Source organism: Rhodanobacter sp. OR87 (assembly GCF_000473345.1).
Taxonomy (GTDB): domain Bacteria; phylum Pseudomonadota; class Gammaproteobacteria; order Xanthomonadales; family Rhodanobacteraceae; genus Rhodanobacter; species Rhodanobacter denitrificans.
Map to the genome: position 1 here is coordinate 26287 of NZ_AXBJ01000025.1, position 11938 is coordinate 38224.

The 11938-nt window shown below is 66.2% G+C and carries 10 protein-coding genes; 7 read left to right on the forward strand and 3 right to left on the reverse strand.

The features are described 5' to 3' along the window. Nucleotides 1-7: 7 nt before the first annotated feature. Together sdhA and RHOOR87_RS0115830 are read left to right on the forward strand one after the other, a co-directional pair. A complete protein-coding gene (gene sdhA, locus RHOOR87_RS0115825; protein WP_015446511.1) occupies nt 8-1804 on the forward strand; it encodes a succinate dehydrogenase flavoprotein subunit in 1797 nt (598 codons plus the stop codon). Nucleotides 1805-1863: 59 nt separating this feature from the next. After that, nucleotides 1864-2643, forward strand: coding sequence for a succinate dehydrogenase iron-sulfur subunit (locus tag RHOOR87_RS0115830; RefSeq protein WP_015446510.1), 780 nt, complete (start codon nt 1864-1866; stop codon nt 2641-2643). A gap of 366 nt (nt 2644-3009) precedes the next feature. On the opposite strand, the gene RHOOR87_RS0115835 is transcribed toward RHOOR87_RS0115830, so the two are convergent. Beyond that, a complete protein-coding gene (locus tag RHOOR87_RS0115835; RefSeq protein WP_015446509.1) occupies nt 3010-4656 on the reverse strand; it encodes an electron transfer flavoprotein-ubiquinone oxidoreductase in 1647 nt (548 codons plus the stop codon). Nucleotides 4657-4766: 110 nt separating this feature from the next. Continuing rightward, nucleotides 4767-6086: an NAD(P)/FAD-dependent oxidoreductase gene (locus RHOOR87_RS0115840; protein ID WP_015446508.1), complete on the reverse strand. Its 1320-nt coding sequence runs from the start codon at nt 6084-6086 to the stop codon at nt 4767-4769. Between the two features lie 810 nt (nt 6087-6896). Here RHOOR87_RS0115840 and RHOOR87_RS0115845 point away from each other — a divergent pair. From RHOOR87_RS0115845 to RHOOR87_RS0115860, 4 genes are all read left to right on the forward strand, one after another. Further along, nucleotides 6897-7073, forward strand: coding sequence for a hypothetical protein (locus RHOOR87_RS0115845; protein WP_231381817.1), 177 nt, complete (start codon nt 6897-6899; stop codon nt 7071-7073). A 257-nt stretch (nt 7074-7330) separates the two neighbouring features. Continuing rightward, nucleotides 7331-7909 carry a sigma-70 family RNA polymerase sigma factor gene (locus RHOOR87_RS0115850; RefSeq protein ID WP_231381818.1) on the forward strand — a complete coding sequence of 193 codons (579 nt, stop codon included), beginning with the start codon at nt 7331-7333 and terminating at the stop codon, nt 7907-7909. Continuing rightward, nucleotides 7906-8568 (forward strand): ChrR family anti-sigma-E factor, encoded by a 663-nt coding sequence (locus RHOOR87_RS0115855; RefSeq protein ID WP_027485565.1) that lies wholly within the window; start codon nt 7906-7908, stop codon nt 8566-8568. Before RHOOR87_RS0115850 ends, RHOOR87_RS0115855 begins: the two co-directional genes overlap by 4 nt. Nucleotides 8569-8599: 31 nt before the next feature. Further along, on the forward strand, nt 8600-10012 hold the full coding sequence (locus tag RHOOR87_RS0115860) for a deoxyribodipyrimidine photo-lyase (RefSeq protein WP_027485566.1): 1413 nt from the start codon (nt 8600-8602) through the stop codon (nt 10010-10012). Between the two features lie 260 nt (nt 10013-10272). On the opposite strand, the gene RHOOR87_RS0115865 is transcribed toward RHOOR87_RS0115860, so the two are convergent. Next, nucleotides 10273-10761 (reverse strand): TspO/MBR family protein, encoded by a 489-nt coding sequence (locus tag RHOOR87_RS0115865; RefSeq protein WP_027485567.1) that lies wholly within the window; start codon nt 10759-10761, stop codon nt 10273-10275. A 266-nt stretch (nt 10762-11027) separates the two neighbouring features. Between RHOOR87_RS0115865 and RHOOR87_RS0115870 the strand changes: the two genes are divergently transcribed. Further along, entirely contained in the window at nt 11028-11936 is a 909-nt protein-coding gene (locus RHOOR87_RS0115870; RefSeq protein ID WP_027485568.1) for a fatty acid desaturase, read from the forward strand. Nucleotides 11937-11938: the final 2 nt, after the last annotated feature.

Sequence of the window (11938 nt, forward strand, 5' to 3'; positions counted from 1 at the left end):
GTTCAACATGCCTGCCGAAGCGTACAAGGTTGAAAAGCATCAATACGACGTGGTGATTGTCGGCGCGGGCGGCGCCGGCCTGCGCGTAGCGCTGGGCCTGGCTGCGGCCGGGCTGTCGGTAGCCTGCGTAACCAAGGTGTTTCCCACCCGTTCACATACGGTGGCTGCCCAGGGCGGCATTGCCGCGGCCCTCGGCAACATGGGCGAAGATGATTGGCGCTATCACTTCTACGACACCGTCAAGGGCGGCGATTGGCTGGGCGATCAGGACGCCATCGAGTACATGTGCCGCGAAGCGATTCCTGCCGTCATCGAGTTGGAACACTTTGGCGTGCCGTTCTCGCGCACCGAAGACGGGCACATTTACCAGCGCCCGTTTGGCGGTCACACGGTTCGCCACGGCGAAGCGCTGGCGCAACGCAGCTGCGCAGCGGCCGACCGTACCGGCCACGCCATTTTGCACACCCTGTACACGCAGGCGTTGAAGCACAAAGTCAAATTCTTTGTCGAATATTTTGTTACCGATCTGGTGACCGATCCGCGCACCGGCGACGTTGCCGGTGCGCTGGCCATCAACCTCACCGAAGGCAGCGTGCACTTTTTCCGCGGCCATGCGGTCATCCTGGCAACTGGCGGCTACGGACGCACGTACTTTTCCTCCACCTCGGCACATACCTGCACGGGCGATGGCGGCGGCATGGCGCTACGTGCCGGAGTGGCCCTGCAGGATCTGGAATTCGTGCAATTCCACCCTACCGGCATTTACGGTTCCGGCTGCCTGATTACCGAAGGCGTGCGTGGCGAAGGTGGTTATCTCACCAACGCCGACGGCGAGCGGTTCATGGAGCGCTACGCGCCGCACGTGAAGGATCTGGCTTCACGCGACGTCGTCAGCCGCGCCATCACGGTCGAAATCCGGGAAGGCCGCGGCGTGGGCGAACACAAGGATCACGTGCTGCTGAACCTGGCGCATCTGGGCAGCGACACGCTGCACGAACGTCTGCCGGGCATTTCCGAAACCGCGCGCATTTTCGCCGGCGTGGATGTGACCAAGGAGCCCATTCCGGTGCTACCGACCGCGCATTACTGCATGGGCGGCATACCCACCAACATGTACGGCCAGGTGGTGCAAAAAGTGGGTTCGGACAACGACCACATCATGCCGGGCCTGTTCGCCATCGGCGAAGCGGCGTGTGTATCGGTACACGGCGCCAACCGCCTGGGCACGAACTCGCTGCTCGATTTGATCGTGTTTGGCCGCGCTGCCGCGCAGCGCTGCGCCGAGCTCATCAAGCCGAACACGCCCTTTGCCGGATTGCCGACCGACGCGTTGGATCCGGCGCTGGCCCGGCTTGACAAGGTGCGTCACGCCAAAGGCGGTACGCCCACGGCACAGCTGCGCGAAAAAATGCAGCGCACCATGCAAAACGACGCGGCGGTCTTCCGCACGGCCGAAACGCTCCAGCAGGGTTGCGAGCGGATTGACGCGATCTACGCCCAGTTCGAGGACGTGCACGTGTCCGATCCGTCCCTGATCTGGAACTCCGACCTCATTGAAAGCTTCGAGCTCGACAACCTGCTGGTGCAAGCCGTAGGCACCATGCATTCAGCGGCGGCGCGGCCGGAAACCCGCGGCGCCCACGCGCGTGACGACTTTCCCGAGCGCGACGACGTCAACTGGATGAAGCACACCCTCGTCAAAGTCGATGACAAGGGCCGATGCACGCTCGACTACCGGCCGGTACACATGCAGCCGCTCGACGACGAGGTGGAAACCATCCCGCCGGCCAAACGCGTGTACTGACGGATGCACCGCGGCACCCGCCGCGGGCAGACAAACTGTTTCGTTCAAGGGAGAATTTCATGGCCCAGTTTCGATTGCCGCAGATGTCCCGGGTACAGAAGGGCAACTACTTTGCCGCCGAACCGGGCGCCAAGAAAGTCCGCAAGTTCAAGGTCTACCGCTGGGACCCGGAGGTCGGGGGCAATCCGCGCACCGACACCTACGAGGTCGACGTGAGCGACTGCGCGATGGTTTTGGACGTGCTGCTTAAAATCAAGAACACCATCGAACCCACGTTGACGCTGCGCCGTTCATGCCGCGAAGGCGTGTGCGGTTCGTGCTCGATGAACATCAACGGCGAGAACACGCTGGCATGCACCAAATCGCTGGACGATTTGCGCGAGGGCCAGGTGAATATCTACCCGCTGCCGCACATGCCGGTCATCCGCGATCTGGTGCCGGACTTCACCCACTTCTACGCGCAATACGCCTCCATTCAGCCCTGGCTCAAGACCGACAGCCCGGTGGGCTCACGCGAGCGCCTGCAGTCGCCCAAGGATCGCAAACAGCTGGATGGCCTCTACGAGTGCATTCTGTGCGCCTGCTGCACGGCCTCGTGCCCAAGCTACTGGTGGAACCCGGATCGTTTCCTCGGCCCGGCCGTCTTGCTGCAGGCCTACCGCTGGATTTCCGACTCGCGCGACGAGGCCACCGGTGACCGTCTGGACGAGCTCAACGACCCCTTCAAACTGTACCGCTGCCACGCCATCCTGAATGGCACCAACACTTGCCCGAAGGGCCTGAACCCAGCCAAGGCGATTGCCAAAATCAAACGCCTGATTGCCGAACGCACCATCTGAGGGCGCGGGGCGCGGGTCGGAAACCACGCCTGCCGGCACCGTACCGCCCCATGAACGCGCCCAGCACGGCAGCGCGACCGTGTGCCCCGTGGACGGCCATGGCGCGGGTCATCGGCAACATGATCGGAGTTGGCACTTCGTGCTGCCGCATCACTCGCACCGTATGGCCTGAACGCACTGTGGGCGTGGGCGGTGGTGCGCGTTGGCGCGCTGGCACTGGCCGGCACCTTTGCCGGGCTGGCGCATCCGTTGCCGCGCTCCGACGTCCGGTACGGCTATATGCGGCAAACCCCGGGCGAGATGCCAGCACCACTGGCGCTCTGCGCCTGCCGGGTATCGGTGTGGCTGTCCAACGCCACGAGCGGCTCACATGCCGTTGTAGATCGGCCCTTCGCCACCGTGCGGCGTCGTCCAGACGATGTTTTGCTTCGGGTCCTTGATATCGCACAATTTGCAGTGAACGCAGTTGGCGGCGTTGATCTGCAACCGCACCGCGCCGTCCGGTCCATGCACGAATTCGTACACGCCCGCCGGGCAGTAAAAGGCCTCCGGGCCGCCGTATTTTGCCAGGTTCACTTGCACCGGCACCGCAGGATCCTTCAACGTGAGGTGCGCCGGCTGGTTCTCGTCGTGGTGCGTATTGGACAAGAACACCGAGCTCGCGCGGTCGAACGTGAGCTTGCCGTCGGGTTTCGGATACTCGATCTTCACGCACTCCGAGAGCGGCCGCAGCCGGGCATGATCGGGCGTGTGGTGATGCAGGTTCCACGGGATGTGCCCGCGCAGCAGCCATTGCTCCACTCCGGTCATCACCGTGGCCACGCGCCGGCCGTAGTGGAACCACTGCTTGAAGTTGCGCGATTTGCGCAGCTCCCGATACAGCCACGAGGCACGCAACGCCTCGGGATAGCGCGTGAGTTCGTCATGGCTGCGTCCGGCCACCACCGCATCGAACACCGCGTCGGCCGCCAGCATGCCGGTTTTGATGGCCGCATGGCTGCCTTTGATGCGCGACGCGTTCAGCACACCGGCTTCACAGCCGATCAACGCGCCGCCCGGAAATACCATTTTTGGCAGCGACGCCAGGCCGCCAGCCGTCAGCGAGCGCGCACCGTAGGCAACCCGTTTGCCGCCATCGAATACCGTGCGGATGGCCGGGTGGGTCTTGTAGCGCTGCATCTCTTCGAAGGGCGACAGCGTGGGGTTGCGGTAGTCGGTGCCAATCACGAAACCGACGGCCACCAGATTGCGCTCCAGGTGATACAGGAACGAACCGCCATAGGTCTGCGCGTCGAGTGGCCAACCGGCCGTGTGCATGACCAGACCCGGATGCGCCTTTGCCGGATCGACCTCCCACAATTCCTTCACGCCAATGGCATAGCTCTGCGGATCGCAATCGGCATCAAGATGAAAGCGCTCGATCAACTGGCGGCCCAGATGCCCGCGCGAGCCCTCGGCAAAAACCGTGTAGCGCGCCACGAGCTGCGTGCCGGACTCGTAGGCATCGGTATGCGTGCCGCCCTTGGCTACGCCGGTTTCGCCGGTTTCCACGCCGCACACCGCGCCATGCTCGTCGTACAGCACCTTGGCGGCGGCAAACCCCGGAAAGACATCCACGCCCAGCGCTTCGGCCTGCACGCCCAGCCAGTGCACCACGTGCCCCAGCTGCACCACGTAGTTGCCCGCATTGCGGAAACAGGGCGGCAGCAGCCAATGCGGCGTTGCGCGTGTGCCGGTCTGGGTGAGAAACACGAAGCGATCTTGTGCCACCGGCAGCGTCAGCGGCGCTCCGCGCTCGGCCCAGTCGGGAATCAACTCGGTGAGCGCGCGCGGATCCATGATGCAACCGGAGAGGATCTGCGCGCCAATCTCCGGCGCCTTTTCCAGTACGCACACGTTGATATCGTGCTGGCGTTCACGGGCCAACTGCTTCAGGCGAATGGCTGCAGCCAGCCCGCCCGGGCCGCCGCCCACAACGATCACGTCATATTCCATCGCCGTGCTGTCGCTCATGCACCACCTCGTTCAAAGCCTCATTCCGGCGTGTCTGCTTGCGCGCCGAACCATTGTCCATGATCGGACCAACCGGCCAAGCACCGGGCCCCGTCACCGGCCAGTTCGATCTAATCCATCCGTATCGTGGGCCGTGCGCTGGCGTTCAAGCGGTCGATCAGCCATAGCAGCCAGCCGCGCAACACGCCATGCAATTGCATCTGATGGCGGCGATAGAGCAACACGTGGCTGAAGTGCGCCAGGCGACCGCGAAACGTGACACTCTTCATCAGACCGTAGTCCCCGAGCGAGCCGAACGCGTCGTAATCGGCCAGCGATACCAGCGCGCCGAAATCGTGATAGCGGAACGGTGGTACTGACCTGCCGTGGAGCACCGCATCGGGCAAGTAGCGAATCAGGTGCTGGGCCTGCTGGTGCGCCACCTGCGCGGTTGGCGGCAGTGGCCGTTCGGCCCCCGCGAGCCGCAAGCTGGAACAATCGCCCACGGCAAAAATATGCGGATCATTGGTGGTGCACAACGACGCCGTCACCACCAATTGATTGCCGCGCGTGGTCTCCAGCCCATCCAGCGCGGCCAGGAACTCCGGCGCTTTCACGCCGGCCGCCCAGACTTTGAGCGAGGCTGGAATGCGGTCCTTGGTATTGAGGATGAAGGCATCCTCCGTCACCGAGTTCACGGCCGTGTGCGTCAACACCCGAACGCCCAACGCTTCCAGTTGCCCTTGCACCGACGTCGAAATGTTTGTCGGAAACGCCGGCAGCAAACGTGGCCCGGCCTCCAGCAAGGTGACGGACAGGCACGTCGGCAACTCCTCACCGCCATAGGCCACCACCGCATCCTTCAAGCGAATCAACTCGGCCGCCAGCTCCACGCCGGTGGCGCCGCCTCCCACAATGCCGATGGACAAGTCCTTGCCCTGCGTAAGGCACTGGGCCACGCGCACACGAATTTCGCGGTTGAAGGCATTGGCCTGGCGGCGCGAGTCGATCACTCGGCAATACTCGGCCACGCCCGGCGTGCCAAAATCATTGACAAGGCTGCCGACCGCAATGATGAGCGTGTCGTAGCGAACGCGCCGCTCCGGAATCACCACGCGACCGTGACGATCGCGTAGCGGCAACAAGCGCAATTCCCGGGCCGTGCGATCCAGCTCGGCAAACTCGCCCATCTGAAAGGCAAAACCGGCCGCATGCGCCTGTGCCTGATACGGGGTCTGCTGCTGCGAAATATCGCTGGTACCGGCCGCAATGGTGTGCAACATCGGCTTCCACACGTGCGCGGTGTCGTGATCGACAAGCGTGACCGACGGCCCCTCGCCGTGCCGCTGCCGTTCGCCGCGGAAACGGCGTCCCAAGGCGGTGGCAATCTCAAGACCCGCCACACCGCCCCCCACTACCACTACCCGATGCAATTGCGGCCTGACGGCCATCGCGTTCCCCACCCGGTTCAACAACCGGTGCCACTGTATCCATAACCGTCCCGCGCGACGCTGCCCTGGATCAAGGTCGACGAGCGCTTGTGTGCATCGAGGCTCACGCGAGCCAATCACCTCGGCGACGGTGGACGCGTCAGGACTGCCCCGGCGGCGGCATGGCGCAACAGCATGCGTGACAGCCGCGGTGCCGCCGCTGCGGGCGAGCCACATCTGCATAGGCAAATGTGACGTCGCCAGCGCTACGCTGGCCTCTTTGGCTTGGTCGCGGCGATTCTCCCTACAGAAGATTCATCGGCACAATCGCCACGCGAGTGCGTAAGCATGGCCACGAGAAGAACATCCGGCAGCGAGTTCAAGCGTGAGGCGGTGCGGCTGTTGCAAAGCCGGGCCCGCTGAGGATCTTCGCCTGCAGGCGGCCATTTCCTGGACGTGCCGGCTGGCGGACAAGTCATGCCTTATAGCCGCGGCCATTTTGTGGTTTCCGGCACACGTGCACCGCATCCGTCGCAGCGAAACCGGCGACCCGCCCGCCGGCACCGCGTCCGACCGCAGGCGGCCGGCATCCGCGGCACCTAAACGTGATACAGATCACGACCTGCCCGGTCGGTAAATGGAAAAATGTGAACGGCTTCACTCTGTGCAGCCAATCTCTCGCCGTGAGGCGATCATCCCGGCCATCCCCCGGCATAGATGGATCCAAGCCCGCTCTGGCGGGCTTTTTCATGCTTGAAACTTCGGCCTGCCGGCCTCACCCAAGCCTGCACGACGCCCACCGGGGACGCCAGCATGGTCAAGGAAAGCCCGATGCAGTATCCGCTTCAGGCCTGGATCGAAGGCCACTACGCACGCGACTGCGGCGAACCGCGGGAAAAGTGCCCTTACGCGCATGGCTCCACGATGGCGCTCGCCTGGTACGGGGGGTGGTCCAACCGCGACCAGCTGGACGCCGCGAAAGACCCGGCAGCGGAGACCGGCGACTAGCCACGGCGCCTGCCGCGCCTCGTGCCGCTCACCGCTCCCGTGCCCGACCGGGACGGCGACCGGCAAGCGCGCCCGGTGCAGCCGTGGCGCACAGGCCGCCGCCCGCTGCATCCGATTTCCCGTTCCCGTCGTATGCCATGGGCATGAAGCACGCGAGGCGGCCGGATCGTCCGGCGGTCGTCGCAGGCGGGAAGTTGCGTATGATGGATTCCGACCAAGCTGCTGCCGAGGTAGCGCCCTTCCGGACGAAACGAGACGTGGCCCCTCCCGCGAGCAACGCCGCCCCCGATGCGCACGACTGGTCGCTCCTGATGGCCGCCGTGTCGACCCAGCGCGACCGCGCCAGCTTCATGCGCATCTACGACCATTTCGCGCCGCGCTTGCAGCGCTACCTGCGCAACCTCGGGGTGGCCGAGTCGACGGCCGACGAACTGGTGCAGGAGGCGCTGCTGACGCTGTGGCGCAAGGCCGCCCTGTTCGATCCGGCGCGTGCCAGCCTCGCCACCTGGCTGTACCGGGTGGCGCGCAACCTGTACATCGACCACGTGCGGCGCGAACCGCACTGGTTGCCGATCCAGGACGGCCTGGACCGGCTCGATCACCTCGAATCCGTCCGGCTCGACTCGCAACCGGAGTCGTCCTTCGACCAGGACCTTCTGAAACAGGCGATCGATCGCCTGCCGCCCTTGCAGGCCAAGCTGGTGCGCATGTGTTATCTCGAAAGCAAAAGCCACAGCGAGATCTCCGGTGAACTGGCCATGCCGCTGGGCTCGGTCAAATCCTCGCTGCGGCGCGCGTTCGCGAAACTGCAGGGCAGCATGAGGGCGCCGCGATGAAACCGCATCACCATCTCGACGACGCCACCCTGCTCAGCTACTCCGCCGGCGCGCTGCCGTCCGCGCTCGCCGTGGTGGCTTCCACCCACCTGGAGCGCTGCGCGCAGTGCCGCGAAAGCCTGCACGCCGCCGACCGGATCGGTGGCGTGCTGCTGCAGCAGCAACGCGTCGACGCGCCAACCGACGACGCCCGCGCGGCCATGCTGGCGCTGCTCGACCGCGAACCTGTGCCCGAACACCCGGCACAGCCGGCCGACATCGTCGAACGGGACGATCCGGATCGACTGCCGGGCGCGCTGCATCCGTGGTTCGGCAACTCGCTGCGCGCGCTGCGCTGGAAACGCGTGGCGCCCGGCGTGCAGCGCATCCGCGCCAGCCGCATCGACGGCGGAACCCTGATGCTGCTGCGCATCGCGCCGGGCAGCAAGCTGCCGCTGCACAGCCATGGCGGCAACGAGCTGACGATGATCCTGGACGGCGCCTACGACGACATGCTTGGCCATTTCGGCCCCGGTGACGTGGCCGATCTCGATGGCGAGATCAACCACCAGCCGGTGACCTCGCCCGGTGTGCCTTGCATCTGCGTGGCGGCCACCGATGCACCGCTGGTGTTCTCCGGCTGGTTCGCCCGCACGCTGCAACCGCTGTTCGGTTTCTGAGCGCTGTGCTTTTTCGACGGAGCGCGAGCCGATGAGCACCGCGCTGGTGCTGTTCCGGCGCGACCTGCGCCTGGCCGACAACCCCGCGTGGAGCGCGGCCTGTGCGGAACACGCGCAGGTGCTGCCGGTTTTCATCCACAGCGGCGACGAAGGCCTGTGGTCGGCCGGTGCCGCCAGTCGCTGGTGGCTGCACCATTCACTGGCCGCCCTCGCTCGGCAACTGCACGGCGCAGGCGCCAGCCTGCACCTGCGTCGTGGCGAACCGCTGGATACTCTGCGGGGCCTGATCGCAGGCAGCGGCGCCAGCGCGGTGTACTGGAACCGCCTGTACGAACCGGCCGCGATCGCCCGCGACACACACATCAAGCATGCGCTGCGCAGCGACGGCATCGCGGTGCACAGCCACAACGCCGCACTGTGGTGCGAGCCGTGGGCGATCGCCACGCAACAGGCTGCGCCGTACAAGGTGTTCACGCCGTACTGGCGCAAACTGCGCCCGCGGCTGCAGCCGGTCGAACCGCTGCCCGCGCCGCGCGTGCCGGGCTGGCACGAGTTGCCCGACGGCCTGCCACTGGCCGCGCTCGAACTGCTGCCGCGCATCGCCTGGGCCGGCGGGCTGGCCGAAAGCTGGCAACCCGGCGCCGCCGGTGCGCGCGACTTGCTGGAGCTCTTCGCCGACGACGCCCTCGGCGACTACGCGCACGCACGCGACCTGCCCGCGCGCCACGGCACTTCACGCTTGTCGCCGCACCTGCACTTCGGCGAGATCTCGCCGCGGCAGATCCACTTCGCGCTCGATCGTCGCGCCCGCGCCACCGACGCCAAACGCCGCCCCGACCTCGAGCCGTACCTGCGCGAACTGGGCTGGCGCGAATTCGCCCATCACCTGCTGTATCACTTTCCGCGCACGCCCACCGACAACTTCAATCCGCGCTTCGACGCTTTCCCGTGGGCGCCCGCGGATGAAGCCGCGCTGGAACGCTGGCAGCGCGGCCGCACCGGCATCCCGCTGGTCGACGCCGGCATGCGCGAGCTGTGGCACACCGGCTGGATGCACAACCGCGTGCGCATGATCGTGGCCAGCTTCCTCACCAAGCACCTGCGCCAGCACTGGCAGCACGGCGCGCGCTGGTTCTGGGACACCCTGGTCGATGCCGACCTGGCCAGCAACACGCTGGGCTGGCAATGGGTGACCGGCTGCGGCGCCGACGCGGCGCCGTATTTCCGCGTGTTCAATCCGGTGACGCAGGCAAAGAAATTCGATCCGGACGGCATCTATCTGCGGCGCTGGTTGCCGGAGCTGGCGGAGGCGCCGCTGGGGTTGCTGCATGAGCCGTGGCGGGATGCTGGTCTGCTCAGGCGCAGTGGGTATCCGGCGCCGATGGTGGAGTTGGGGCGGTCGCGCCAGCAAGCGCTGGATGCCTACGCCGCGCTCGCACGCTGAAACCCCGATGGCAGGGCCGAGGTAACTTTCAGAGCCTGCCGGGCAGATGAAATGTCGATCTGCCGTCGATGGAATGGCGGCGGGTTCGGCCCTTCTGCTGTTCGCCGCCGTACTGGCGTGGGTGCGACGGGACGAAGTGTTCCCGAGCACGGCGCGCGGAGCACCGACGATGCCCCCGCCAGCTGCCGCCAAAGCGAACCTCGAGGCCATCGAAGGCAAGCCCGCCGCAGCTGTGCCGATCCACCAAGGGCAACGGTGACTCAGCCGAGGATCTGTGGATTCGACTGCCACACCGCGAAATTGAGCGCCGCGGCAAAGCTGACCCAGCCCAGGTACGGCAGCAGCAGCGCCCCAGCCAGTGGCCGCACGCGCCAGAAGGCGATCGCGGTGGCGGCGATCAGCAACCACAGCAGCACGATGTCGGCGAAGGCCAAGGCGCCGCGATGCCAGCCGAAGAACAGCCAGCTCCACAGCGCATTGACCGCCAGCTGGAGCACGAACAGTGCGAGCACGCCGCGCTGGCGGCGCCCGCCGCCTTCGCGCCAGACCAGCCAGGCGGCGATCCCCATCAGCGCGTACAGCAGCGACCACACCGGGCCGAACACCGCCGAGGGTGGCGCCCAGGTGGGTTGCGCCAGCTGCCGGTAGAAGGCGGCGGCCTGTATCGAGGCGATCGAACCGATCGCGGCGGCGGCGAAGCTGAGCAGCAGCCAGCCGATCAGTCCGATGATCTGTTTCATGCCTGACATGATGTCTCCCGGTGATGTGGTCGGATACGCAAGCGGTGGCCTGCCGGATCCGTTTCTTCGCACGCGCCGGGGAGAGGCGACGTGAAGCCCGGCCATTTGACCGGCGCATGCATCCGCCGCGGGGGTTCCTGCGTATCCGTCATTGAACCGCTGACAGGTATGTTTCCATGGCCAACCCCGATCCACTCGTGACCGCACCGCCTGACCGGGTCGATGCCTCGACTGTTGGCGGGGCCGGTCGCACCCGCCTCCGGCGGTCCTGGCCGGTGCGCACCGCAAGGCGCTGGTTCGATACCAGCGCGGTGGTGGAAGCGGACGAGGCGCGCGAGGACCGCATCGACTGGCTGCGCGCGGCGCCGTTCGTGGCGATGCACCTCGCTTGCCTCGGCGTGATCCGGGTCGGCGTGTCGCCGGTGGCGCTGGCCGTGGCGGTGGCGCTGTACGCGCTGCGCATGTTCGCGCTCACCGGCTTCTATCACCGCTACTTCTCGCATCGCACGTTCCTGACCTCGCGCGCGGTGCAGTTCGTGTTCGCCACCATCGGCGCCTCCTGCGTGCAGCGCGGGCCGCTGTGGTGGGCGGCGCATCATCGCCATCATCATCGCGTCACCGACACGCCGGCCGACCCGCATTCGCCGGGCGTGCACGGCTTCCTGTGGAGCCACGTCGGCTGGTTCCTGACTCCGCGCAATTTCCGCACCGACCTGGCGCGGGTGCCGGATCTGGCGAAGTATCCGGAGCTGCGCTGGCTGGACCGCTTCGACATCGCGATCCCGCTGCTGCTCGCCATCGGCACGTACGCGCTGGGCGCGCTGCTGCAGCACGTGGCGCCGCAGCTGGGTACCTCGGGCGGACAGATGCTGGTGTGGGGCTTCTTCGTCTCCACCATCGTGCTGTTCCACGCCACCGCGACGATCAACTCGCTGGCGCATCGCTACGGCGGGCGCCGTTTCGATACCCGCGACGACAGCCGCAACAACCTGTGGCTGGCCCTGCTCACGTTCGGCGAGGGCTGGCACAACAACCATCACTTCTTCCCCGGCTGCAGCCGGCAGGGTTTCCGCTGGTGGGAAGTGGACCTGACCTGGTACGGCCTGAAGCTGATGGCGATGCTGGGCCTGGTGCGCGGGCTGAAGCCGGTACCCGCCTGGGTGCTGGCCAGGGCGGGGAGCTAGGC

Bases quoted from the DNA above. Each gene is read 5' to 3' on its own strand.
- RHOOR87_RS0115845 (WP_231381817.1), top strand. From the start codon at position 6,897: ATGCAGTATCCGCTTCAGGCCTGGATCGAAGGCCACTACGCACGCGAC.
- RHOOR87_RS0115830 (WP_015446510.1), top strand. From the start codon at position 1,864: ATGGCCCAGTTTCGATTGCCGCAGATGTCCCGGGTACAGAAGGGCAAC.
- RHOOR87_RS0115840 (WP_015446508.1), bottom strand. From the start codon at position 6,086: ATGGCCGTCAGGCCGCAATTGCATCGGGTAGTGGTAGTGGGGGGCGGT.
- RHOOR87_RS0115855 (WP_027485565.1), top strand. From the start codon at position 7,906: ATGAAACCGCATCACCATCTCGACGACGCCACCCTGCTCAGCTACTCC.
- RHOOR87_RS0115865 (WP_027485567.1), bottom strand. From the start codon at position 10,761: ATGTCAGGCATGAAACAGATCATCGGACTGATCGGCTGGCTGCTGCTC.
- RHOOR87_RS0115835 (WP_015446509.1), bottom strand. From the start codon at position 4,656: ATGAGCGACAGCACGGCGATGGAATATGACGTGATCGTTGTGGGCGGC.
- RHOOR87_RS0115860 (WP_027485566.1), top strand. From the start codon at position 8,600: ATGAGCACCGCGCTGGTGCTGTTCCGGCGCGACCTGCGCCTGGCCGAC.
- sdhA (WP_015446511.1), top strand. From the start codon at position 8: ATGCCTGCCGAAGCGTACAAGGTTGAAAAGCATCAATACGACGTGGTG.